The 24,262-nt window shown below is 39.1% G+C and carries 22 protein-coding genes and 1 pseudogene; 10 read left to right on the forward strand and 13 right to left on the reverse strand.

What is annotated here, in order from left to right:
- From fabZ to EA341_RS03535, 4 genes are all read left to right on the forward strand, one after another.
- The coding region (gene fabZ / locus EA341_RS03520; RefSeq protein WP_293011368.1) for a 3-hydroxyacyl-ACP dehydratase FabZ at positions 1 to 409 on the forward strand (409 nt) is incomplete at its 5' end.
- Positions 406 to 1,185, forward strand: coding sequence for an acyl-ACP--UDP-N-acetylglucosamine O-acyltransferase (gene lpxA, locus EA341_RS03525; protein WP_293011370.1), 780 nt, complete (start codon positions 406 to 408; stop codon positions 1,183 to 1,185). The genes fabZ and lpxA, both read left to right, overlap by 4 nt.
- A gap of 2 nt (positions 1,186 to 1,187) precedes the next feature.
- Positions 1,188 to 1,823 carry an ATP-binding cassette domain-containing protein gene (locus tag EA341_RS03530; RefSeq protein WP_293011371.1) on the forward strand — a complete coding sequence of 212 codons (636 nt, stop codon included), beginning with the start codon at positions 1,188 to 1,190 and terminating at the stop codon, positions 1,821 to 1,823.
- Between the two features lie 49 nt (positions 1,824 to 1,872).
- Complete coding sequence (locus EA341_RS03535) at positions 1,873 to 2,361, forward strand: hypothetical protein (protein ID WP_293011372.1); 489 nt, start codon at positions 1,873 to 1,875, stop codon at positions 2,359 to 2,361.
- 149 nt (positions 2,362 to 2,510) lie between these two features.
- Here EA341_RS03535 and EA341_RS03540 read toward each other — a convergent pair whose 3' ends face one another.
- Together EA341_RS03540 and EA341_RS03545 are read right to left on the reverse strand one after the other, a co-directional pair.
- A complete protein-coding gene (locus EA341_RS03540; protein WP_293011399.1) occupies positions 2,511 to 4,898 on the reverse strand; it encodes an endonuclease MutS2 in 2,388 nt (795 codons plus the stop codon).
- On the reverse strand, positions 4,898 to 5,242 hold the full coding sequence (locus EA341_RS03545; RefSeq protein ID WP_293011373.1) for a DUF4296 domain-containing protein: 345 nt from the start codon (positions 5,240 to 5,242) through the stop codon (positions 4,898 to 4,900). Before EA341_RS03545 ends, EA341_RS03540 begins: the two co-directional genes overlap by 1 nt.
- A 206-nt stretch (positions 5,243 to 5,448) precedes the next feature.
- On the opposite strand from EA341_RS03545, the gene EA341_RS03550 reads away from it, so the two are divergent.
- Genes EA341_RS03550 through EA341_RS03560 form a run of 3 tightly spaced genes read left to right on the forward strand, consistent with a single transcriptional unit; the run spans position 5,449 to position 8,255 of the window.
- Positions 5,449 to 6,327: a DUF58 domain-containing protein gene (locus tag EA341_RS03550; protein WP_293011374.1), complete on the forward strand. Its 879-nt coding sequence runs from the start codon at positions 5,449 to 5,451 to the stop codon at positions 6,325 to 6,327.
- 4 nt (positions 6,328 to 6,331) lie between these two features.
- Positions 6,332 to 7,222 carry a hypothetical protein gene (locus EA341_RS03555; RefSeq protein ID WP_293011376.1) on the forward strand — a complete coding sequence of 297 codons (891 nt, stop codon included), beginning with the start codon at positions 6,332 to 6,334 and terminating at the stop codon, positions 7,220 to 7,222.
- Entirely contained in the window at positions 7,209 to 8,255 is a 1,047-nt protein-coding gene (locus EA341_RS03560; protein WP_293011378.1) for a VWA domain-containing protein, read from the forward strand. The genes EA341_RS03555 and EA341_RS03560 overlap by 14 nt, the downstream gene beginning before the upstream one ends.
- Here EA341_RS03560 and EA341_RS03565 read toward each other — a convergent pair.
- The 6 genes from EA341_RS03565 to EA341_RS03590 form a co-directional block, all read right to left on the reverse strand.
- Entirely contained in the window at positions 8,244 to 9,323 is a 1,080-nt protein-coding gene (locus tag EA341_RS03565; RefSeq protein WP_293011401.1) for an alkane 1-monooxygenase, read from the reverse strand. The two genes, EA341_RS03560 and EA341_RS03565, sit on opposite strands and share 12 nt — an antisense overlap.
- 56 nt (positions 9,324 to 9,379) lie before the next feature.
- Positions 9,380 to 10,015 (reverse strand): hypothetical protein, encoded by a 636-nt coding sequence (locus tag EA341_RS03570; RefSeq protein WP_293011379.1) that lies wholly within the window; start codon positions 10,013 to 10,015, stop codon positions 9,380 to 9,382.
- A 110-nt stretch (positions 10,016 to 10,125) separates the two neighbouring features.
- A complete protein-coding gene (locus EA341_RS03575; RefSeq protein WP_293011380.1) occupies positions 10,126 to 11,493 on the reverse strand; it encodes a pyridoxal-phosphate dependent enzyme in 1,368 nt (455 codons plus the stop codon).
- A gap of 203 nt (positions 11,494 to 11,696) precedes the next feature.
- Positions 11,697 to 12,572, reverse strand: coding sequence for an ROK family protein (locus tag EA341_RS03580; RefSeq protein WP_293011381.1), 876 nt, complete (start codon positions 12,570 to 12,572; stop codon positions 11,697 to 11,699).
- 80 nt (positions 12,573 to 12,652) lie between these two features.
- Positions 12,653 to 14,980 (reverse strand): glucosamine-6-phosphate isomerase, encoded by a 2,328-nt coding sequence (locus tag EA341_RS03585; RefSeq protein ID WP_293011382.1) that lies wholly within the window; start codon positions 14,978 to 14,980, stop codon positions 12,653 to 12,655.
- A 257-nt stretch (positions 14,981 to 15,237) separates the two neighbouring features.
- Positions 15,238 to 16,692 carry a DUF294 nucleotidyltransferase-like domain-containing protein gene (locus EA341_RS03590; RefSeq protein WP_293011383.1) on the reverse strand — a complete coding sequence of 485 codons (1,455 nt, stop codon included), beginning with the start codon at positions 16,690 to 16,692 and terminating at the stop codon, positions 15,238 to 15,240.
- 47 nt (positions 16,693 to 16,739) lie between these two features.
- Here EA341_RS03590 and gndA point away from each other — a divergent pair, with 47 nt between their 5' ends.
- Together gndA and EA341_RS03600 are read left to right on the forward strand one after the other, a co-directional pair.
- Positions 16,740 to 18,659, forward strand: a complete 1,920-nt coding sequence (gndA, locus tag EA341_RS03595; RefSeq protein WP_293011385.1) for an NADP-dependent phosphogluconate dehydrogenase — start codon at positions 16,740 to 16,742, stop codon at positions 18,657 to 18,659.
- 19 nt (positions 18,660 to 18,678) lie between these two features.
- Positions 18,679 to 20,058 (forward strand): amidohydrolase family protein, encoded by a 1,380-nt coding sequence (locus EA341_RS03600; protein WP_293011387.1) that lies wholly within the window; start codon positions 18,679 to 18,681, stop codon positions 20,056 to 20,058.
- A gap of 50 nt (positions 20,059 to 20,108) precedes the next feature.
- On the opposite strand, the gene EA341_RS03605 is transcribed toward EA341_RS03600, so the two are convergent.
- Positions 20,109 to 20,300 (reverse strand): cold-shock protein, encoded by a 192-nt coding sequence (locus EA341_RS03605; protein WP_293011389.1) that lies wholly within the window; start codon positions 20,298 to 20,300, stop codon positions 20,109 to 20,111.
- Between the two features lie 89 nt (positions 20,301 to 20,389).
- Here EA341_RS03605 and EA341_RS03610 point away from each other — a divergent pair, with 89 nt between their 5' ends.
- Positions 20,390 to 20,881 (forward strand): histidine phosphatase family protein, encoded by a 492-nt coding sequence (locus tag EA341_RS03610; RefSeq protein ID WP_293011391.1) that lies wholly within the window; start codon positions 20,390 to 20,392, stop codon positions 20,879 to 20,881.
- 74 nt (positions 20,882 to 20,955) lie between these two features.
- Here EA341_RS03610 and EA341_RS03615 read toward each other — a convergent pair whose 3' ends face one another.
- The 4 genes and pseudogenes from EA341_RS03615 to EA341_RS03630 form a co-directional block, all read right to left on the reverse strand.
- A complete protein-coding gene (locus tag EA341_RS03615) occupies positions 20,956 to 21,693 on the reverse strand; it encodes a DUF6503 family protein (protein WP_293011393.1) in 738 nt (245 codons plus the stop codon).
- Positions 21,694 to 21,719: 26 nt separating this feature from the next.
- On the reverse strand, positions 21,720 to 22,637 hold the full coding sequence (locus EA341_RS03620) for a hypothetical protein (protein WP_293011395.1): 918 nt from the start codon (positions 22,635 to 22,637) through the stop codon (positions 21,720 to 21,722).
- On the reverse strand, positions 22,609 to 23,928 hold the full coding sequence (locus EA341_RS03625) for a carotene biosynthesis protein (protein WP_293011397.1): 1,320 nt from the start codon (positions 23,926 to 23,928) through the stop codon (positions 22,609 to 22,611). Before EA341_RS03625 ends, EA341_RS03620 begins: the two co-directional genes overlap by 29 nt.
- Positions 23,929 to 23,948: 20 nt before the next feature.
- Positions 23,949 to 24,262 (reverse strand): annotated as a pseudogene (locus tag EA341_RS03630) (hypothetical protein); the annotation flags it as partial.

The following is a 24,262-nucleotide window of genomic DNA, read 5'->3' on the forward strand; positions in this document are numbered from 1 at the left end:
TCTGCCTCATAGATACCCTTTCCAGCTTTTGGATAAAATAATTTACCTTGATGACACAGTTGTTGCGGGTGTGAAAAACGTTACGATCAATGAGCCGTTTTTCATGGGACACTTCCCAAACAATCCTGTAATGCCAGGTGTGCTCCAAGTTGAGGCCATGGCACAGACTGGAGGTATTTTAGTTTTGAGTACTGTAGATGATCCTGAAAATTATTGGACTTATTTTCTTGGAATCGAAAGCTGTAAGTTCAGAAAAATGGTGTTACCAGGTGACACTTTGGTTTTTAAGTGTGAATTATTAGCACCAATAAGAAGAGGTATTGCAAAAATGAAAGGAGAAGCTTTTGTAGGCAACACCCTAGTTTGTGAGGCTGTAATGACAGCCAGTATTGTAAGAAAAGAATCATGATCAGCAATTTATCCCATATAGGAAAAAATACAGTCATCGGAGAAGGTGTTCATATTGACCCTTTTACTATGATTCATGAGAATGTAGAAATCGGTGAAGGAACTTGGATAGGATCTAATGTAACCATTTTCCCCGGAGCTAGAATAGGCAAAAACTGTAAGATATTCCCTGGGGCAGTCATTGCAGCTATACCTCAAGACCTGAAATTCCAAGGAGAAGATTCAACTGTGGAAATAGGTGATAATACTACCATAAGAGAGTGTGTCACTATAAGCCGTGGTACATTAGATAAAAGGAATACCAAAATAGGTAACAATTGTTTGCTGATGGCATATGTGCATATAGCGCATGATTGTTTTGTAGGAGACAGTGTTATTATAGCCAATTCTGTTCAAGTGGCTGGTCATGTCAATATAGATGATTGGGCCATCATTGGAGGAAGTAGTGCCATTCACCAATTCGTTAAAGTAGGCATGCATGCCATGATTTCAGGCGGTTCATTGGTCAGAAAGGATGTTCCTCCTTTTACTAAAGCGGCACGTGAACCACTTAGCTATGCAGGTGTTAACAGCCTCGGATTAAGAAGACGTGGCTTTTCCAGTGAAGCCATCAGCCATATCCAGGAAGTCTACAGGTACCTTTTCTTAAACAGTATGAATAATTCCAGGGCCTTGGAAGAAATTGAAATCAACCTACCTGCTACCAAAGAAAGGGATGAAATCGTCAATTTCATACGTTCCTCGGAAAGAGGCGTTATGAAAGGGTATATTTCCTGACAATGTTGACTTTAGATTTTATTAATGCAGGTAAAAGATTCCAATATGATTGGATTTTCAGGAAACTGACCTATCACATCCCTCCCGGGACCAAATGTGTAATCACAGGTAGCAATGGTTCTGGAAAATCCACCCTGCTCAAAAGCATTTCGGCCATACAGCCACTCACTGAAGGTAATATCAAATATACTTTCCAAGCACATGACGTGGCAGAGGCTGATTTATATAAATATCTTGTTATCAGCGCACCTTACTTGGAATTACCAGAGGAGTTCACACTCTTGGAGTTATTACATTTCCATTTCAAATTCAAAAACCCAATCCCGGGTATAGGATTTAGTGAAATGATGGAAATCATGTATTTAGACAACCAGCAACACAAGTCCATCAGTCAGTTCAGTTCCGGAATGAAACAAAGACTTAAAATAGGACTTTGCGTTTTTTCAGATGTCCCTTTAGTGTTATTTGATGAGCCTACTTCCAACCTTGATCAAAAAGGTGTGGAATGGTATCTAAATATGGTAGAGGCATATTGCAAAGAAAAAACACTGATCATATGCAGCAATGAACCTAAAGAATATGTGTTCTGCAACGAAAAAATCCATATTGAAGATTATAAGCTAAAATCAAAACTTTGAAAATCGTTGTGATTGATTAAATTTAACCTTTCCAAAATCTATTACCTCTATGCGAAAATTATTTTTACTCCTACTGATAGCGTTTTGCTCAAGCCTAGTTTTGATTTCCTGTGACAGAAATGGAGACGATGATCCAGAACCGCAGAAAACTCCGGCAGAACTGGCAACTGAAGACCTTACTGGTGGTTCTTCACAAGTTTGGACCCTGGAAGGTGGTGGTTCAGTAGTAAGAGACAATAGATCAGAAACCGCTAATTACAGCGGATTTGAACTTACTTTTGCTGCCAATCAGGATTCCAGAACTTATACCACTGTAAACAACAACGACCTTTTCGATAGCAATGGAAATTGGAGTTTTGTAGGTGATAACCTGGATAAAATAACACTCTCTGGTAGCAGACCAGCTGCTAATCAGGAAATCTCATTTACCCGAACCGGAGGAGATCTAAGACTTCAGTTTACCATACCCATGCCAAGCAACGCAAGGGTGGAAGCCGTGGCAGGAAGCTATACTTTCAATTTGAAAAGGAAACAGTAATTAAAAATAATTACCGATCCTTCAAAGATTTTAAATTAGGCATTTATCGTTCTTATACCCTTTTTCCAGCTGATATTTATGGATATTGAATGGATATCAGGATACTATTCCTTCTAACATCAGGATCATTTCTAAAAAATAACCTGAATTTAACTCCTCAGAGTCACTAAAGTAACGCCAGATCCGCCCCTATCGGCATGTTCGTCTTCGGTTTTGGCTACCTGTTTCATACTTCTCAGGAGGTTCCGGGTAATTTCTCTAAGTATTCCATCTCCTTTACCATGAACAACCCTCAAATCCTTGAGGCCCAACATATACCCATCATCTACAAAGTTTTGGACTAGGGTTAAGATTTCTTCTCCTCTTTTTCCTCTGATATCCAAGTTTGGAGAGAAATCCATCATTTTTGAAGTAGTGTCAAAACCTGATCTTTTGGCTACAGACTTTTTCTCCTTTTTCATTTCCGTTCCGGAAATTTTCTCCAATCGATTAAGTTTCACTTTTGATTTCAAGTCTCCAATGCTGATTTCTGCCTCTTTTTTCCTAATGGCCAACACCTCCGCCAAAGCCCCATTATCCTTGACTCGAACAAAATCTCCAATTTCAATATCACCTGCAATTACCTTTATTTCCGGCTTTACATATACTTTCTTTTCTGGCCGGACTTTGGTCTTTACCTCTTCAATCTCTGCCCTGATTTTTTTAGTGATTTCTTTATCAGCTTTACTTTCTTTGATGGCTTTAATGGAAGCTTCTATCTTTTTATTTACATCTTCAAGGAGAATTTTAGCCTCTTCTTTAGCTTCTTGAAGGTATTTCTTCTTATTGTTTTCTATGGTCTCTTTCAGGTCGTTGTATTCCTTTAACCTGATTTCCAAAAGCCTTTCCTTCCTTTGTGCCTCAGATATCACCTGCTCATACTTGCTCTTTTCATTCTCCAACTTGGTAAGCATACGGTCATATTTAACCCGCTCCTCCCCTATATTGTCTTTGGCATATTGAATGATATCCTTTGGAATACCTATTTTAGAGGCTATCTCCAAGGCAAAAGAACTGCCTGGTTTGCCAATTTCAAGTTGATACAGTGGTTCCAATTTATCCACATCATAACGCATCGCTCCGTTGACCAAACCTTGATTTTTGGAAGCGACCTGTTTTAGGTTTCCATAATGGGTAGTAACCACTCCGTAAGCTCCACTCCTGTTCAATGCCAATAAAATCCCCTCAGCTATCGCACCTCCAAATAAGGGTTCTGTACCTGTACCGAATTCATCAATAAAAAGGATAGTCTTTTTGTCAGCGAATTGGGAAAAGTATTTCATACTCATCAAATGTGAGCTGTAAGTACTCAAGTCATTTTCTATATTCTGTTCGTCACCTATATCAATGAAAAAATTATCGAATAAGGTACAAATGGATGCTTCATTTACCGGTATTAAAAGCCCACATTGAAGCATGTATTGAATTAAGGCTACAGTTTTTAATGTAACCGATTTACCTCCAGCATTGGGTCCTGAAATGACTAAAAGCCTGCGGTTATGGTCTAGTGATATATTGAGTGGGATCACCCTCTTCCCTTGTTGCTTGAGCGCAAATTCCAAAAGTGGATGTCGGGCTTCCGCCCAATTGAGTTGTCTCGCTTTTTCTATTTTAGGCCTGTTGGAAGTTGTTTTGATAGCAAACTTGGCCTTTGCCCTAATAAAATCCACCATTCCAAGAAAGTGGAAAGCCCTCCTGAGCTCAGGTATATATGGGCGGAGCTGGTCTGTCAACTGCGTAAGAATCCTCTGAATTTCCCGCTTTTCCATATAAGCTAAGTCCATCAAATCATTATTGATGTCCAAAACCTCGGCAGGTTCCAAAAATACCGTCTGCCCTGTAGCTGATTCATCATGGATAAAACCCTTGATTTTCCTTTTGTTTTCAGCCAAAACAGGTATCACCATTCTTCCACCTCTAATGGTAATCGAAGCATCATCCGGTGTAAAGCCCTTTCCTTTAGCTTCACGGAAAATCCTTTCCAAAACCTTCCTGAGTCTATTCTCTTCGTAAAGAATCTGAGACCTGATCAGAGAAAGTTCTTTGGAGGCATTATTTCTTATTTTACCTTTTTCATCGATGATTCTTTCTATCGCCCTCAACAAATCATTATTGAGATTCACTAAACCCAACAGTTGAAAAAGCTGCGGATATTCTTCCTCATGATCCAAAAAAAACGCAATACAGCTGCTGAGGGTACTCAGGGAAAGCTTGATTTCATGAAACTCGTCCTCATAAAGAAAAGTACCTTCAATTTTAGCTTTTTCGAGAAAAGGATGGATGTTGGTGAAATTAGAAGCCGGGAAAAATTCCCCAGATTGGATGATTTTCCTAAATTCTTCTGTTTGATCCAGTAATTTATTGACGAGGTTATGGTCCTTTGAAAAGGACATTTTTTTAACAAAATCTGCTCCTAAAGAACTGCTACACTCTTCTACGAGCAATTCCCTGATTTTGGTAAAGTTGATTTTGTCCTCCAGGTTATCGGGGTATCGCATCATTGGCTTTTATTTCCTTCTTTTTCTATTACATGCAAAGAGTCAATCGTACGGGCGTATAACCTATCCATAAAGCGAGCATCTCTCATGTAATATTCAAGGCTTTTTAGGAAAACCGAATCCGACAGCTGATGTTTTTTAAAAACCTCTTTTTCAAACATGGGATACAAAACCCTTGAAGAATCATAGTGAATGGGAAAGGTACTGACCAAACCTTCAGTAAGGTGTATATCAATCATGACCTCAACCATTTTTTCCTCACTAAGGATTCCCTCGGGTAGCTTGTCATTACCACAGGCATAAAAAGAAAAGGTGATGAGAATAAGGATTATTGTTTTTTTCACGAAACAAAATTAATAATATTCGAAGGAATCAACGTGTCTTCTGATAATTTTGATGCCAATATGGGTATACAATTACATTCTTTTGCGTTTGATAATAAAATCTTACGCTCAAATCACCCAATTGACAAATATTAACTACCGACCAAAGTTATTGCATTTTATAATTCAAAAGACTGCCTTAAATTAGGCATCCGAAAATCATCTGAATGAACCAACTACTCAAAAAACTCCGCAGATACGAAATTATGATCCGGAAAGTGGCTAACAACCACCTTCAGGGTGATTACCAATCCATTTTCAAAGGAGCTGGTTTGGAGTTTGACGACTTGAGACCTTATCAATACGGAGACGACGTAAGGACAATAGAATGGAAAGTTTCGGCCAAAGGTCACGGAACATTTGTTAAGACATTCCGTGAGGAGAAAGACCAATCCGTCTATTTTCTTTTGGACATATCTGGCTCGCAAGATGTGGGGGACGTACTCAGAAAGAAAATGGATGTAAGCAAGGAAATTGCAGGAGTACTGACATTGGCAGGAATATTTGAAGGGAGTCAGGTTGGCTTGATATCTTTTTCTGATCAAAAAGAAAAAATAATATTGCCAGGAAAGGGTCCCAAACAGGGAGTTAAAATTATACAAGCCATTTTCAATCATCAAAACAAATCTCTCAAAACAGACTTGAAGGAATTATTCAGCTTTGCACTCAACCTTATCAAAAAAAGAAGTATCATTATTGTGATTTCAGATTTCATTGATGAAGGTTATGAGCGCCCTTTCAAAGCGCTTGCTGAAAGACATGATTTGGTAGCCATTCAAATCTCCGACCCTAAAGAAGCTGCTTTGCCTTCTTTAGGCATAATACCTGTCTATGACAAGGAGGAAGGCAGAACCACTTGGGTCAATACTGCCTTTGGTTCATTTTCAAAAAAAATAGCTGATACTTTCACTTCTGAAAGAACTCACCTGCAAAATGTATGTAAAAAGAATCAAATCAATTATTTGGGAATCAGCACCAAAGATGACATTGTATTGCCACTGATAGAATTATTTAAAAAACGTAACCGTTCAATGAAACGTGGATAAGGTATTGAAAACATATTTATGTGCATTGTTGCTGATGACATTCAGCCTCGCTGGCAATAGCCAGAATATCGAGGTGGAAGGATATTTTCTGCAAGACTCCGCCAAAATTGGTGAAAGGGTCCCTTATATCCTGAAGGCCAAATATGGAAAAGGATATAATGTTGTCTTTCCTGATTCTACTTTCGATTATAGCCCTTTTGAGCTGTTGGAAAAAAAGACTTATATCACTTATACCAACGAAGGCGTAACAATTGACTCTGCTGTATATTACATTTCAAATTTTTCTCTTGACCCAGTTACTGAATTTTCCCTTCCTGTCTTTGAGATATTCAAATATGATAGTCTGGAACACAGACCAAATGAAGCGGGACTTGCCCTTACTTTAACTATTGATCAAATTCCACAAGAGCTTTCATTCAGGGAAAATAATGTTTACCAGCCCATTGAAATGGAGTTTAATTATCCACTCTGGATTTCAGTAATATTAGCTGTTCTTGTGTTAGTTGGGTTGATTGCTTTCTTCTTTGGCACTACACTTCGAAGAAAATGGGAAATTTATCTTGAGAAAAAGAAATACAGGCGGTTTATCAAAAGGTGGGAAAAAGCAGAAAAAGCTTTTGCCAGCAATCCTGACATGGATCATGCTGATGAGCTTTTGGGTCTATGGAAAACTTACATGGAGCACTTGAAAAACAGACCTTTCCGCGATTGGACTACTACAGAAATATCAGATTTCCTTAAGAACAAAGAGATCATCAAGGATTTCAGGGAAATCGAAATGATTATTTATGCTGGCAAAGAAGGTCAGGATCTTCCGCAAGCCTGTCAAAATTTAAGAAATATCTGTACGGATACATACAACCAAAAAATTACAAGCCCTGATGAGCGCGAATAGTATAGTCGATTTTTTCTCATTGTATTGGTTTTGGCCCAACACGCTACAATCTTTTGACTGGGAAAATCTCTGGGCACTACATCTTCTATGGATTGTCCCTTTATTGTTAACTTTAAGGAAATTTATCAAATTCCTTAAAAACCCGGTATTAGAGCTTTCACTTCCAGGGTCCGTATCCCAAAGCAACCCCTGGACCTATCTCAGGCTCATCCCTGGGCTTTTCTTTATGCTCGCCTTGCTTATGATGGTAATTGCTTTGGCGAGACCACAGCGCACCAATGAGCGTGTAGAACAATACACTGAGGGCATTGACATCATGATGGTGTTGGATATTTCAGAATCCATGGATTTACAGGATTTCAAACCAAATAGACTTGAAGCAGCCAAAGAAACGGCCATAGAATTCATAAATGGCAGGTTTGGAGATAGAATAGGCATGGTCATATTTTCTGGAGAAGCCTATTCCCTAGCTCCTTTGACGACAGACTATGTGCTTTTAACCGATTTGGTAAAAGATATTTCTTTCAATATGATGGATGCTAAGGGAACTGCCATAGGGAGTGCCCTTGCAGCAGGTGCAAACCGTATGCGGGAATCAGATTCTAATTCTAAAGTAATGATCCTGCTAAGTGATGGAGAAAACAATGCAGGTAACATTGATCCGGTATATGCAGCCCAGCTTGCCGCTGCCCTTGATATCAAAATTTACTCCATAGCAGTGGGAAAAGACGGCCCTGTACCTTATGGTACTGATTTCTTTGGACGCCCTCAAATGATAGAAAGTTACCTGGATGAAACCACTTTGAGAGAAATTGCAGAAATTGGAGGTGGCAAGTTTTTCCGTGCATCTGACGGTAACGCTTTAGAGCAGATTTTTGAACAGATCGACGAAATGGAAAAGGCAGAAATTCTCGAAAACAGGTACAAGGAAACTGTAGATTACTACAGGGCATATATGTTTTGGGGAATGATCTTTTTCTTTGCTTGGCTGGCACTGAAAAGTACCTTTTTCAATAATTTCTTATTGGATTGAGCCGATCACTTCTGTTTTCCACGTTTCCAGTCTTTTGTCCATAACCCTAAACCATAAAGGTGGGACAAGTGCAAGAATGATCATCGCTGAATATCCTTGAGGCAACTGAGGGCTGTCGTTGTGGTGCTCTAGGATTTGATACGGTTTGTAAGCAAAAGCATGGTGATCAGAATGTCTCTGCAACTGAAAAAGTAAAAAATTACTGACGGTATGACTGGCATTCCAACTATGCAATGGAGTCACTCTTTCGTACCTACCATTAGGAAGCTTCTTTCTTTCCATCCCATAATGTTCTATATAGTTTACCAATTCAAGGAGGCTAAAGCCCAAGATACTTTGCGCAAAAAAGAAAACAGGTATTTCCCAAACCACCCTTGATTGCGATAGCGAAAAACCAACTGTGAATACCCCAACAAAAAGTAAGGGAAGGATGGTAAACAAAATCATATTATTTCGAAAAGACCAAGTCTTTGCATTTATTTTTTCCAATCGCTGCTGTTCCAATTGAATTGCGGATAGATAACCATCACTGACAGACCTCCACCAAAAAGAATAAAAGGACTCTCCTCTTCTACTGGTAGCAGGATCATCAGGAGTAGCTACACGGACATGGTGGCCTCTATTGTGCTCTACGATAAAATGCATATAACAAACTGTCATCAATAGCACCTTGGCATAAAACTGTTCTAATTTCCCTGCTTTGTGTCCAAGTTCATGCGCAACGGTAATGCCTACACCTCCTGTCACCAATGCCATCCCCGAAGAAAACCACAACCACTCAGATAAACTCAGCGAACGATTGGCTATGACGAAAAAACCCCAAACCAATACAGCAAGCTGCACATAAACCCAACTGAAAATGACCAGTTTGTAAAACCTCTCTTTGGTCAAAATGGGAATCTGATTTTCAGGAACATTCTCCTGGTCTTTTCTGATAAAGAAATCCAAAACAGGAACAAGAATGAAAACAAAAATATGAATCAATGAAAAACCTATACCTCCAAGATAAAACCCAGATATCAAGAGCAAAGGCAACACAAATGCCGAATAAAATCCCAGTTTCTTCATCACATTCATGCTTTCAATTTAGTCAAAATGTTTGAGAAAATTAGCCATCCAAAAAATCACGTCTCATCTGAGAAAATATCTTCCGTAAGGTCTTCAAATAAAATGTAGGTCGCATAATAGGAAATAGGAAGGGTGAGAACCAAGCCAAACAAAAAGAAAAGGGCCCCAAGAACATTAAGGATGATGATAATCAGAAACAGCAATGCAAACTTCCACCAGCGAACTGTAATCAGTTTACGGCTTTCTTCCAATGCATTCCAAAAATCAAATCCTCCAAAAATTGCCATCAAAACCGCAAAGTTATAGGCAACTGCCAGGTAAATTCCAGGAATCACAAAAGCAAAAATGCCCAATGCAGTAATGATCTGGCCAATAAGCCAAATTGAAAATATGGGCATGTAAAATGAAAAGCCTTTGAAGAAATCAGGATACACGACATGTTCGCCCTGACTGTATTTGTTGGCCACGAAATAAAAGCCGGAAAAAAGGTGCGGGGCTAAAAAAAGCGAATACAAAAATGCATAATCCCTGAAATAAAGCCCTGCAAGGAGATTGGCAGAAATGATCAACATGGTAAACGAGGCATTCAGCAAGGGTTGAATTTTGTACATTTCCCAAGCCCTTTCAAAAAGATTTTGAATATCAAAATCGTAACCCTTAGCTCTTATGATTGCCAGTTTTTCCTTGCTCATTGTCTTTATCTACAAAGCAAAGGCAGGATAATTACTACCCTGCCTTTGTTATATAATCCGAAAATAACACATTAATGTTTTGGGATAAGCTGTTTTTCTATGAAACACAACTATTTGGTGATGGCTTCCAGTATATCGTGCTTGGTAATGATATGGATCTGATGATTGTCATCCCTTACCAAAACAGCTTTTTCCTTGTCCACCATAGAAGATAACACATCAAGTGTACTGTCCAGAGCCACAAACTTCATAGAATCCTCCATGACCTCTGAAACTGCTGCATCTTTCAAATCAGAATTTTCAATAATTTTTGAAAGCAGTTTATTATCAGTAATACTACCCACCACATGTCCGTTATCCATTACAGGGATTTGAGAAACTGACTTACCGTTCATAAGTGCAATGGCATCTTTGACCTTATCGGACTTTTGGGAAACAACCAATTGGTAAGCTCCATTTCTGGAAGCTATAATATCCCTTGCAGTTCCAAAGGTCTTATTCTCCAAGAAACCGTGATTTCTCATCCAATCGTCATTGTATATTTTGCCAAGATACCTTGTACCGTGATCAGGCAAAATAATTACCATGGTATCGCCTTCATTAAGATTTTCCTTGGCCCATTCTAAAGCACCATGTACAGCGGAACCACAGGACCAACCTATGAAAAGACCTTCTTCCCTTGACATCCTTCTAGTCATCACTGCAGCATCCTTGTCAGTCACTTTGACAAAGTGGTCTATTACAGAAAAGTCTACATTCTTTGGCAAGATGTCTTCTCCTATACCTTCAGTCAGGTAAGGGTAAACCTCATTCTCATCAAAAACTCCAGTTTCCTTATACTTTTTGAATACCGAGCCATAAGTATCTATACCTACAGTTACAATATCAGGATTTTGCTCTTTCAAAAATTTAGCTGTTCCACACATAGAACCACCGGTTCCTACACCTGCAGCATAATGGGTTATCTTTCCTTCTGTATCTTTCCAAATCTCAGGACCCGTTGTCTCATAATGAGCCTTTGTATTGGAAAGGTTGTCATATTGGTTCGGATAAAAAGAGTTGGGGATGTCCTCATTGAGTTTTTTGGCAACCGAATAATATGACCTCGGATCATCAGGTGATACGTTGGTAGGACAAACAATCACTTCGGCACCCACTGCTTTGAGGATATCAATTTTCTCTTGGGATTGCTTATCTGCCATTGTAAAGATGCACTTGTAGCCCTTAGCGATTCCAGCAAGTGCAAGACCCATTCCCGTATTCCCACTAGTACCTTCAATAATGGTCCCCCCTGGCTTGAGAAGTCCTTCTCTTTCTGCGTCTTCTACCATTTTGATGGCCATTCGGTCCTTCATGGAATTGCCAGGGTTGAAATATTCTACTTTTACTAAGATGTCTCCCTTTATGCCTTTGTTGAGCTTGTTGAGACGGACTAGCGGAGTGTTTCCAATGGTTTCTATTATGGAATTATAAATCATAAAATTTGGGTTCTTATTTCGCTGCAAGTTACGAATAATTTCAGAGCTGTAGGTTCAGCTCATTGTTTTTCCCAAATAATATTCCGTGAACTTAAGTTTTCAGGATAAAGCAAGTGCTATTTTTAAATCAGCATTCGTAAAGAGTACTTGAAATTTTAGAAAAAGGGTCGCTTTGGATGTCAGATTTGAATTAAGAATAATTTTTAATGTACGGTCCTAGGCAAGGTAATATACTCATCTACCAAAGCTACTGCTCCGTGAATGGCAGTTTCATCCAAATTAGAAATCAATACCTTCAAGTTGCCACTGATAGATGGATACCTGAATGTAGAAATAGTCTCCATCATGCTGTCTTTGAAATAGGGGTAGGCTTTGCGAATGGAACCTCCCAAAACAATAGCTTCGGGTGCCATCGCATACAAAATATGCTTGATCAACTCTCCCATGTGATGTCCAAACTCCTGATAAGCCAATAAAGCCTGAGGATCACCCTTTTGTGCTTTTTTATACAGTGCTTTAGGCTTTGCTCCATATTTGGAAATAAAGAACTTACTGCTGCAATATTCTTCAAAATCATTATCCAGGTAAGGTACCGAGCACCATTCGCCGGCTGCGCAATTATGCCCACAGTACAAATGACCATTGGCAATTATCCCTCCGCCCAAACCGGTACCAAGCGTAATCCCGACCACATGTTTGAATTTCTCGGCAACCCCAAACCTGTATTCACCCAAAGCAAAACAATTGGCGTCGTTGTTAATAAAAGTGGGTTTGTCGAATTGTTCCTGTATAAAATCCTTTAGATAAACTTTTTTGAAAGAAGGAATATTACCCAAATTCAATACAATGCCTTTTTCTACATCAATCAGACCCGGAATTCCGATTCCGATGGCATAAAAGTCATGGTGGAGATAGGTTTTGATAAAGTCAACTATAGCCTGTAAAATAAAATCCTGCGGCATCTGCGCAGGTGTAGGTATGGACCTGATGTCCTCTAATTGGCTACCTATCAACACTCCAGCTTTGATAGAAGTGCCTCCGATATCCATTCCCAATATAGGTCTTTCGGTATTGAGCATAGGTTTAAATCTTAGGGTAATGAAAACAGGTAAAGAAAAGGTTTCCCTTTTCTTTACCTGAAAATAGGTTTGAGCTGTAGTTATAACATACCCTCAATGGATTTTTCGAGTTCTCTGGCATGGGCAAGGAATTCTTCCACATTCATATCTTTGAAGAAGATCAATCCATGACTAGACCTTACTTTGGCAGTTTCATGCAGGTAAAAATAATTTTTCCCTAATAGTAACTGTATATCGTTGAGTTGGCTAACCCAAATTCTCTTGGCTACGGTACTGAATTTCCCATTATGCGAATAGCTTGGGAAAGAGGCATTGACTTGGCTCATGTAACAATTTGAAAATGAATCTTCCATCACTGACATATCTCCTAATGAAACAGGAACAATTACATTGGCCTCATGTGGCTCAAACTTGAACCATACGTTCCTGTATCCCAAAACCCGGAGATCGCTTAAGTCCTTTTCTTCCCCCCATTTCCTGACTGCTTCTGCGGTTGCCTGCAAAACTTTGTAATGGGTGTCTGGACCTGAACCCTCAGGATCCAGTGTCAAGCTGATTTTAGTAGGATTTATTTTTTTGAACATTTCCAAAATAGGCTCCACGTCCCTTTTTTTATCAGGCTGTTCAGTGAAAATGTCTCCAGTATAAAATCCTAGTCTAAGGTGATGTACATTTTTGACCTGAACGCCAAAGTGTGCCCATACCAATTCCTCTTCAAACTCCCTGATCATCCCTTTTAGTGTCTGGATTTTGGAAGGGTTTTTCTCCCCATCATAAGAATTGCGGAGTATGCTGATCACATCATTGATGGTTTCCCTCAGCTGTTGTTTATTTTTGACCTTGTAGATGATAACCAAGGCCCTAATTACCCTATGACATAAGCCTCTCTTTTTTCCATTCCCGTCTTCCGCAGCCACCTTAGTCAGATAATGGTATACATCTTTGTCAGTCTTGAGTTTGTACCCAACCTCAAAAAAGTCTTCATAATTAACCATTTGAATCTCACCCTCATCCAACAATTTTTTGGTGTGCAGTAAGGTGTCAATCACAAAGCTGTTTGTTACAGCTGTAAATCCAGAGGTCAAAACAGAGAAATGGGCCTCATTACTGTTCTCCTGTAATTGGTTGGTAATATGAGGTAATATACCCAAGGAGATATCATCATGATGAGGCCCAGTGTGAAGCAAAACTTCATTTTTCTCTTTTATTAAACCCCTATTGAGTTTCTCTACCATGCTTTCCATGACTTGGTTAACCGTGTTTTCTGACAGGTCTGGAATCATGGAAGCATATTTATCATTTTTCAGGTCTTCAAGCTTCAGCCTGTGACCATATTTTTTCAGTTTTTTACAAAGATCTACAACAGATCTTTCGGTTTTTTCCCAAGTCCATTCTCCTGTTTCATAATATCGGTCTACAGAATCAGTCAACCTCACAGCCGCACCTCTAGTCAGGTAAAATCTTCCGTTTTTCAATTTCTGTAAAACTGTGGCAGGATAAATATTGTCTAAGGAATTTTCCAAACTATCCTTTACAATCTGTGCTTTGGCTTCTCCTGCGGCTATGATAATACCAACCGCCTCTGGATTATAAACTATGGTATCCAATCCGATGGTAATAACCAACCTATTGGCAGACACCTCAATTCCTCCCAAATCCCCAGCTGCTACCGCTTGGGTTTCAAAATTGGTTTCAGTAAGTCTTGTGGTAGAAAAAACATGCGATCCTCTGGTATTAAAGGCAATATGTCCATCAGGTCCAATACCTCCAAGAAAGAAACCTATACCACCTAAGTCTCTGATCCTTTGTTCATATTCTCCACACCATTTGTCTATGAGGTATATAGATTCCTGTTGGATTTTTTCAGATGCGGTTTTGGGTTCTCTAAACCTTAAAGAGAGATCTACCTTCATATCAGGGAAGACTTCTTTGAAATGTCTTCCGCCAGCAAGAGGAATTTCATCAGAGTTGATCAAAATCGCTTTTTCCTTGCTGAGGCCGAAACCTTCCAAGTAGAACTTATTCACATAATGGAAAAAGCTGTTGTTTTGCTCGGCAGAAATGGGGTAGAACTCATCTATTTGCACAAAAGTCAACCCGCTGAGAACGGGCTTTTTGACATCTCCCAAATTGTAGCGTTTTCTGATTTCCTTACCTTTTTTGGTATCCCAATTATCAAGAAGAAACTGGCTCCATTTGATAAAATATTCAGGTGTCTTTCCGGTAGGAAGGCTGATTACCCCATCAGGGTTGCTGGCTGCCCATTCCAAAAATCGACAAGCTGTAATCAGGCCAAGTTTAGGGAAATTGTCTACCAAAAGATAGGGTATCTTGGTGCTGACAGTTTTTGCACCTGACTCCTCAAGGAATGCTTTTTCAACTTCTGATAAAGGATAATTGCTGAGCATAAATGGTTATTTTTAGATGTTAAGTGTTGCTAATTTTGGGCTACTTCGGTTCAGTAACTTTCATATTCTCAAACAAGATAATTATTCGGTAATGTATGGGTAAATTAAAATAAATAACCACTAAGTAACTTGACGCTGCACTAAACTTCCAATCACACAAAGACAGCATGGTCATTTATTTACATCACAAAATAAAAAAACTTTTGATTTAAATCATAGACTTTTATAAAAAATTTAAAAAAGATTATAGTTCTTACTTAAAATATATTCTTAGTAAATTCTATCTTAATTTTCAACTGAAATTCTTTGATCACCTTAAATATTTCAACCAAGGTTACCATTTGCACTTTGGTAAGTTCTTTGATAGCTACATAATTAACTGGTTTTTGACCTTTCCTTATCATGGAAAGTGATTGCTTTTCCAGCCTTAATCCCATCAGATAATAGTAAGCATGATTCAGTTCCTTTGCCTCTTTGGAAGAAAAAACCCCAATAGACTGAAGTTTTTCAATCCTATTACCTGTATTAGTTTCAAAAATCCTATGTTTCAAAGCAAACAATCTGGTAAGGTCCACTATAGGTGTCATGGTGTGCTTGATATTGAAATGCTCCTCACCATCTATTTTAAAGGTTTTGATATGTTTTCTGAAAAATGTCAAAGGCGGTTCATATTGGAGAGCATTGGTCCCCAAATTGATAAAAAACTTTTCTGTAGGGTGTTGGAGTTGCTGATCCATAAAGGCCCTCAATTCATCCAAGAGCGTAAAGTCTCCATAAATCGCCCTGCAATCGAAAAAAGTGGCATATTTCATCATAGTTTCGGGAGTAGAGCTTGTGATCCAGGATTCATAATTTCTTTTCCAGTGCGAAAGGGAATGTGTCCATTTTGGATTTTTTGCCATATATCCACCTTTACAGAATTCAAACCCTATGGTGTCAAGGGCAGCTGACACCTTTTCAGCAAATTCCAAAAAATAATCTCTTACCAGTTCCCTTTGCTCATTTGCCTTGTCTTCATAAATAATCGCATTATCCTGATCTGTCACCAAGGTTTGTTCAGACCTTCCCTCAGATCCCAAAACCATAAAAACAAAGCTCGCTGGAGCAGGTCCCATTTCCCTGATGGTATTTTCAATTACCCTTAAGGCAATGGCATCATTGATGGTGGTGATGATCTGATTGATGATTTGAGCTCTTAGTCCCCTTTCTACCAAGCGGTAGACCATATTTGGTACGTATTTCCATTTTTGAGCCAATTCTTCTGTGTGCTGGGACTGCTTGACCGACTGAATCAGGATAAATGGTCCCTGATATTGGGCTGTTAAAATTTTATTTCTACTTATCAGACCTATATATTTATCCTTGTCCTTAACTAAAAGATATCTTGTCTTGGTCTTGAACATCAGCAGTAAAGCCTCATATAAAAGTGCATCATTGGAGATAGCAACAAGCTTACTATCCATTATCGTCCCCACAGGTACTTCGGCACTGAGGTTTTGAGCCAACACCTTATCTCTAAGCGTAATGTCTGTCACAAAACCTTTTATGGAAGGATCTCCTACAAACAAACAAGCAACTTTTTCTGCTGACATCAGTTTGGCTGCCTCAAAAACAGGCATATCCGGAGGGATGATTTTTAGGTCTCTGGAATGAAGCTCTCCGACCTTCTGGGTAAAAAAGAGACTGCTGTTTAAATTTGATTCTAGGCTCATGACGAAATTCTAACAAGTGAAAATAATTAATTTTATTAACTTCGACTATGGTAATAATAGTAACAGGCGTTTCAGGCAGTGGTAAGACAACAGTGGGAACATTACTTTCACAAAAAACCCATTTGCCATTTTTCGATGCTGATGATTTTCATCCAAGTTCAAATGTGGAAAAAATGACCCAAGGCATCCCGCTTTCAGACCAAGATAGGGCTCCTTGGCTGGAAAATCTAGCAATACACATAAAGGATTGGGAAAAAAGCGGTGGAGCCATTTTAGCTTGTTCAGCGCTCAAGGAGGCCTATCGTCAAAAGCTCCAAGTGAACAGTAATATCTTTTGGATACATCTTAAAGGTGAAAAAGTCATCCTAGAAGAAAGGTTGCAGAACAGAGAAAATCATTATATGAATCCCGGACTTTTGGATTCTCAGCTCGAAACATGGGAGGAACCTGAATATGGATTGCATGTGGATGTTTCCAAAAATCCAGAAGATATAGTCAAAGATATTTTTACTCACCTGAATTTTGATAAAATGAAATCAAAACTTGGCATAATAGGTATGGGTGTAATGGGGAAAAGCCTAGCCTTAAATTTTGTGGAAAATGGCATCGGAACATCTGTTTTCAATAGAACTGTACCCGGAAAAGAGGAAAAAGTAGCCACAGATTTTGTAGAAGAACATAAAGAATTCCCTTTGCTTAAAGGTTTTGATGCCTTAGATGCGTTTCTCCAGTCTTTGGAAACACCAAGGAAAATATTATTGATGATACCTGCCGGTGTAGCTGTAGATGCCCAACTTGAACAACTTTCCGCAGACCTGAGTCCCGGGGATATTGTTATTGATGGCGGCAATTCCTTTTTCGAAGACAGCAATAGACGTGTAGAAAATATGCTGACAAAAGGCATTCACTTTATGCCTATGGGCATTTCAGGAGGAGAAGAAGGAGCCAGAAAAGGACCCTCCCTTATGCCAAGTGGTAATACTGAGGCTTTTTCCCTAATACAAGAATACCTGCAAAAAATCGCAGCCAAAGATAAGAATGGAAACGCCTGTATGACCTACGTAGGTCCAGAGGGTTCAGGGCATTTTATCAAAATGGTCCACAATAGTATTGAATACGGGGAAATGCAGGTAATAGCCGAAACTGTACACCTTTTGCGTTTTGGACTCAGACTCAGCCCACCAGAAATTTCCAGAATCATCAAAGACTGGATCAGTGACGGACTGAAAAACTACCTTTTGGAAATCACCACCGATATCTATCTGACAAAAGAGAAGGATGAATTTTTAGTGGACCTGATTTTAGATGTTGCCGGGCAGAAAGGTACCGGAGGATGGTCACTTGGCACTGCATTGAAACATCATGTGGCTTATTCTCCTTTGGCAGAGGCTGTCACAGCCAGACAATTATCTGCAAAAAAAAATGACCGGATTGAGCTCGCTGAGATTTTCAAACATAGGTTTCGTGCATTTGGAGAAGACAAGGTGCTTTTGATGGAAAGAATAAAAAATGCCTATACCCTTTGCCGGATCATCAACCATGAGACTGGTTACAGTCTGATGAAAGAAGTTTCTGATGAAAATGGCTGGAACCTGAATTTTTCTGAAATTTCAAGGATATGGACCAATGGATGTATCATCAGATCCAGCTTAATGGAAGAATTGGTACATGTTTTCAAGGAAACTGACAGCCTTTTGAAACACAAAAAAACTGTCTCAAAAATTAAAGAACTGAAAGTTGACCTGACTTTTATTGTAGGACTAGGACTTCAACATGAATTTGCGCTTCCAGTAATGTCAGCTGCCGCTAATTACTTATTGGGACGTATCATAGAAAACTCATCTGCTAACATACTACAAGCCCAGAGAGATTATTTTGGAGCGCATAAATACCAACGAAAAGACGACCCCAATGGCGAATTTCATCATACCGACTGGTTGTTACTAAAAAAACAGTCTGGAAAGTAAACCCTAAAACCTCACCATCATGAACACTATCAAAATGATTTCCATACAAGTACTAGCCTTCACTGTCATGCTGTTTATCAATCAGCGACTACCTGCGCAGGATTTTTTTATCAAAAACATCCATGTTCTCAGCATGGAAGATGACGGAATCCAAAAAGACAAAGCCATTCATGTCAGCAAGGGTAAAATAAAAGCTATTCTAAACGCTGATGCTTCAATACCTGCGGGAGCTGAGGAAATCGATGGTAAAGGCTTTTATGTCTACCCAGGGCTCGCAGAGATGCACTCTCATATTCCCACTACCAATACGGATGATTTTTCCTATATAGAAGATACCATGTGGCTTTACCTGGCAAATGGCATACTGAACGTGAGGGGAATGATAGGTCACCCTTCTCATTTGGAACTCAAACAGAAAATACAATCCGGAGAAATTACTGGTCCTAGGATATTTGCAGCAGGTCCTTCACTTAACGGAGATTCTGTAGAAAACCCCGAAGCTGGTGCAAAAATGGTAAGAGAACAAAAAGAAGCGGGCTACGATCACCTGAAACTACACCCTGGTCTGGATATGCCAAGGTTTTTAGCCATAGCTGAGACCGCTCAGGAAGTGGACATCAAGTTTGGTGGCCACGTTTCTCTTGATGTTGGTCTTCAAAACTCATTAAATCACGGTTATAGGTCCATAGAACACATGGATGGATACATTGAAGCTTTGATTGATGACAGGGAAAGGCTGGACCCACAAGTCGCAGGACCCTTTAGCATGCTTTTGGTAGAGGAAGGGGATCAAAGCCGTATTCCAGAATTGGTTCAACTGACTTTGGATAGAGGAGCTTGGATAGCCCCAACCCTAACTCTGTTTGAAAGGTTTTTCGGTTACATCCCTGCGGATGAGTTTAGACTTGAACCGGAAATGAAATACATGCCAGGAATTCAGGTACAGCAATGGGTAAATCAGAAAAAACTACTCGAAAAGCAAGGGGTACTCAAGGAAGAGAATGTAAAGCCTTATCTTGATTTTAGGGAAAAGATGCTTTTAGCCTTGCATGAAGGAGGAGTCCCCTTGATCATGAGTTCTGATTCACCACAAGTTTTTAATGTTCCCGGGTTTTCCATACACAATGAAATCAAAGCCATGCAAGTTGCTGGAATTCCAATAGATGAAATTCTGAAATCAGGGTCTGTCAATGTTGCACGTTATTTCGAAAGAGAAAATGAATTTGGCAAAATCAAGGAAGGATTTACTGCAGATTTTGTGATGGTTCCCGGTAATCCATTGGAAAACCCTGAAGTTTTACGGGATGTGGAAGGACTGATGCTCAGGGGGCAATGGATCAGTAAAAACAAGCTTCAGGAAGAACTGAGCCGTATAGAGGAGAAAAATCTTCGCAAATAAAAAAAGCCCTTTCGGGCTTTTTCATAGAACTGGGTAACAAACACTGGTAACTATGCTTTTTTTACATTTATAGCATTGGGGCCATTCTTTCCCTCTTTCACGTCGTAAGTTACTTTGTCATTTTGGGCTACTTTGTCCACCAAGCCTGTGGCATGGACAAAAACATCACTTTGGGACTCATCGTCAATAATAAAGCCGAATCCCTTTGCTTCATTGTAGAATTTTACTGTTCCGGTAAGCATAATGAATAAGATAAATTTGTGGTTAAATGTATTTTAAATGTAAATAGACTTGTTCAAAAAACAAAAATTTATTTCGTTAAATTGGCAATATGAAAAACCTTGTACTCATAAGACATGCAAAATCAGCTTGGGATCAACCATTTTTGAGTGACCATAGAAGACCTCTGGCTGAGCGGGGATTAAGAGATGCACCACGCATGGCCCAAAGGATTAAGAAACGGGGTATTTTTCCTGATGCTATGATTTCTTCAGATGCCGAAAGAGCAAAAAGCACCGCTTTTATCACTGCTGAGCAATTAAAATACCCAAGGGAAAAAATTATACTCACGCAACATCTCTACCATGCTAGTGCATCCCAAATCCTTCAGTTTGTACAGCAATGTAATGAGACAGTAGAAACACTTTTTATATTCGGCCATAATCCGGGTTTCAACGATTTTATTTGGGAAATGGGATTTCAGATTGACAATCTTCCCACAGCTGGACAATTCGGACTTAGGTTTGATACAAATTCTTGGAAAAATATAGGTCCAGAAAATGCTCAAAAATGGTTTTTTGATTATCCAAAGAAGGAATCCTGATTTTAAGTAACTGAAAATTTCAAGCTGCTTATTTAGAAATCCCTTGTTCAGATTTTCACAAAATACATAAATCTCTAATTGATGATTTCTACCTTAATATTTTTCAATTCGATCTCCGAAAGCAATTCCAATTCCCCCGCTTTATAAAGGGCCTCCATATCTTCCAAAGGAGTATTTTTATCTTTGGGCTGATAGTTTTCGTAATCCTGAAGAACTAAGCCACCTTCAATATGCTGATGAACGGCCCTTCTAAATCTTACCCCACCCCCATCAGTTTCGTAGGAATAAGCCAGATAATCTACCAAATAGCTCTCCTGATTAATCCAGTATAAAAATTCGTCATCAAAATCTTCTCCACCTCCTTCTTCCGAAAAGGTCACCTTGATCAGATGATAAGGTATACCCGAGATTTCTGTTTCACCCAAATAAGACTTGTAAACTGCAAAATCATTCAATCCATAAGGTAAAAAAGCAAAATAAGCCACGGAATTCACAGAGTTGGTATATGCCCTGATCCATTTGTCCTCCAATGTTACTTCTTCTCCATTGACAGTCCTGACAAAACCCTCATTGTTCAAAACATCTCTCACTAGACCTGTAGAATCACTAAATTCTCGTACATATTCAAACCGTTCTGAGGATTTATGGATTTCGTAATATCTGTTTCTAAAATCAAAACTGATTTGAGCTTTTTCAAATAATACTCCTCCATGTGCATCTATAGATCGGTTAACAATCTTTTCCGCCTCAGATAGGGAATCACAGGCAGCAAAAAAAAGAAGCAATAGGCAATTGAAAAGGACTAATTTCATATCAAGTGTTCTATAATAAGGGTGATTTACTTTCTTTCAAAATTTCTATATTCATAAGCAGCCCTGAGGTAAAGGACATTCGATGCACTGTCTACCCTATAACTTTCTCTTTTTGAGGGAAATCGTATTCCCAGGCTTTCATCCCAAGCTCTGTTGTAGACCAGACTAAAGTGATCACTTGTTTTTACCTTATACCCTACCAAAACTGCTGTCTCAGCATCAAAATAATACCACCAAATATCCTGTAAGGGATCTTGCGGATTTCCATCAATTACTTGAACCACCTCCACCTGTTGTCCTTCCGGTAACGTAGTCTCACCTTGATAAACCAGATTTTTCCCTCCCTCAAGCAAATCAAATGGCTTATTCAATACATAATAGGCTGCGTCTATATCTCGTTTTTTATTTTGTAGAAATCCCTCGTTTTGGATTTCGTTTTCTCCCATGATATAATGTGTCTTGCTGCCATCAAAACTTAGGCGATGAAGCATTCCGTCAGTTTCCCAAGAAATTGTGGCTTCGAAATAAGGGGTGTTCCTAAAGGAATTATACTGCACCGAATGTGCTTCAGTTTCCCCATCCTCAAAGTAAAGCCAAGTCTCTTTTTCCATAGCAAAACCCTGCAATTCATTCCAAGTTGCCTGTCCACCATGTGCTTTTATGGATCTATTGATCAACTCTTTGGCCTTTCGATCTTCTTTAGAACAGGAAATCAATCCAAGAGTGATGCTTGCAAATATAATCAAGGTTAAATTTTTCATATGATTATAATTTCTTTCAATGGTCATAACTTGTCCCGTATCGGGATAGCCTGTCCCGACTTTCGGGAGAATCTCCGCATGGTTTACAATCATCCCAGTGTGTGATCCCGTAGGTACAGGATCATTCCTGCCTGTCCGGTAGGTAGGCTCGATTTCATGTATACTTGAATATCTTTTTGGCAAATCTCTGTAAATACATTCGATAAAAAAACATAAATAATGTTCCGTACTCCAAAATCAACAGAAGTGGTTTTTCCCTAACATCTTCCTCCATGTAAGCCGAATAGGAAAGAAAAACCATAGCCGTCCATACTAATAAGAGTCTGTTTTGGGTCAAAACACTCAAACCAAAAGCAGGAATCAGGTACCATGGATGGACAACAGGTTGAAGCAAAAGGTAAATCAGGTAAATCCATACCATTCCTTCTGCCAGGTCCTGCATATTTTTCATTTTCCAATGATAAGTGAAAACTAATATTGCTATAAGCGTAAAAATACTTAAAGTTGGACCAAGGTAAACAATGGGGTTATACCCAACTATCGCTTCCCAGACATTTCTGATGATATAGTAAAATGACGCATTAAACTCAAAACTCTTTTGATACAGCCTTAAACTATCAAAAAATCCTTCAAAGCCATTTCCTACAAGTAAGGGGAAAAACATCAGTGAAAAGCCCAAAAAACCAATTCCAAAAAAAATATAAAGCACTTTACTTTTCCATGCCTTAAGCCAAAATGGCCCGATAATCAAAGGGCTGAGTTTGACTCCAACCGCAAAAATCCAGGCAAGTGAAGATTCCCAAGCCTGTTGTTTTTGCCACATCCAAACAGATAGCAAAAGTCCACAAAGTACAATCCCTTCAAAATGGAGATTCCCGGAAAGCTCCAAAATTACCAGTGGATTGAAGGCATACAGCCAAAGGGCATGAATAGATTGTCCATCTTGCTTAAGAATACGGTACAGAAAATAAAAAGTCAAAACCTCAAAGAAGATAATCACAAACCTCAAAATAATCACATTGATCAGGAGTTGCTCTCCCCCTAAAGCGGCTAGTCCAAAAAACACCTGATGCAGTGGGGGATAAACGGAGAAATATGGAGTGGAATTCATTTCCTCCAATAATTGCTGCCAATAAGGATCACCTTCCAGTCCTCCAATCATATTCATTGAGTCCTCTGGCAGGTAGAGATAGGGATTAATTCCATTCAGCAGAAGCTGCCCATCAAAAATAAACCTGAAATAATCATCCGAGAGAACGGGCAATACAGGAATCAAAAGCAGTCTTAGACTAATTGCTAAAAGAACACCTTTCCAAAATTCAAGGCGTACACTTTCTTTGATAATGGTAACATAATAAATTCCAAAAAGTAGAGAGTATAGCCCTAATTGCCAAAGAAAATCAGTTCTTTCAAAGAAATAATGCATGGCCATGAGGCCGGAAGCTGCCAAAAGAAATAATGCTGTATTTTTCAAAATGGCAACCCTTGATATAATTAATATTTCAAATTAAGTTCATTCCTCAGAAACTCATCCTCAAGCTTATTCTTTTTCCAATAGTCTATTACTTTTAATCCCTTCCGCTTTGCTCTGGTCACTTCCTGCTTTCCATCTTCTTTGACATCTACTTCCTCCCAACCCATGATCTGATAGGGGAAATTTTTCTCGAAATCTATTCTTAAAATCCTGTTCCCCGAACTGTAATTGACCTCTAATTGATTTCTGTTTTCACTGATGGATTGCACTTTCAAAAAGGCCTCCTGAGTTTCGAATTCCTTGTGGGTAAACCTTTGGTAAAACAGTGAGGGTA

Source organism: Mongoliibacter sp., assembly GCF_007692705.1.
Lineage (GTDB): Bacteria > Bacteroidota > Bacteroidia > Cytophagales > Cyclobacteriaceae > Mongoliibacter.

Coding starts and splice junctions, on each gene's coding strand:
- EA341_RS03605 (WP_293011389.1), bottom strand. CDS start 20,300: ATGCTTACCGGAACAGTAAAATTCTACAATGAAGCAAAGGGATTCGGC.
- EA341_RS03565 (WP_293011401.1), bottom strand. CDS start 9,323: ATGAAGAAACTGGGATTTTATTCGGCATTTGTGTTGCCTTTGCTCTTG.
- EA341_RS03535 (WP_293011372.1), top strand. CDS start 1,873: ATGCGAAAATTATTTTTACTCCTACTGATAGCGTTTTGCTCAAGCCTA.
- gndA (WP_293011385.1), top strand. CDS start 16,740: ATGGTAATAATAGTAACAGGCGTTTCAGGCAGTGGTAAGACAACAGTG.
- EA341_RS03610 (WP_293011391.1), top strand. CDS start 20,390: ATGAAAAACCTTGTACTCATAAGACATGCAAAATCAGCTTGGGATCAA.
- EA341_RS03615 (WP_293011393.1), bottom strand. CDS start 21,693: ATGAAATTAGTCCTTTTCAATTGCCTATTGCTTCTTTTTTTTGCTGCC.
- EA341_RS03540 (WP_293011399.1), bottom strand. CDS start 4,898: ATGCGATACCCCGATAACCTGGAGGACAAAATCAACTTTACCAAAATC.
- EA341_RS03550 (WP_293011374.1), top strand. CDS start 5,449: ATGAACCAACTACTCAAAAAACTCCGCAGATACGAAATTATGATCCGG.
- EA341_RS03530 (WP_293011371.1), top strand. CDS start 1,188: ATGTTGACTTTAGATTTTATTAATGCAGGTAAAAGATTCCAATATGAT.
- EA341_RS03570 (WP_293011379.1), bottom strand. CDS start 10,015: ATGAGCAAGGAAAAACTGGCAATCATAAGAGCTAAGGGTTACGATTTT.
- lpxA (WP_293011370.1), top strand. CDS start 406: ATGATCAGCAATTTATCCCATATAGGAAAAAATACAGTCATCGGAGAA.
- EA341_RS03580 (WP_293011381.1), bottom strand. CDS start 12,572: ATGCTCAATACCGAAAGACCTATATTGGGAATGGATATCGGAGGCACT.
- EA341_RS03560 (WP_293011378.1), top strand. CDS start 7,209: ATGAGCGCGAATAGTATAGTCGATTTTTTCTCATTGTATTGGTTTTGG.
- EA341_RS03575 (WP_293011380.1), bottom strand. CDS start 11,493: ATGATTTATAATTCCATAATAGAAACCATTGGAAACACTCCGCTAGTC.
- EA341_RS03600 (WP_293011387.1), top strand. CDS start 18,679: ATGAACACTATCAAAATGATTTCCATACAAGTACTAGCCTTCACTGTC.
- EA341_RS03590 (WP_293011383.1), bottom strand. CDS start 16,692: ATGAGCCTAGAATCAAATTTAAACAGCAGTCTCTTTTTTACCCAGAAG.
- EA341_RS03585 (WP_293011382.1), bottom strand. CDS start 14,980: ATGCTCAGCAATTATCCTTTATCAGAAGTTGAAAAAGCATTCCTTGAG.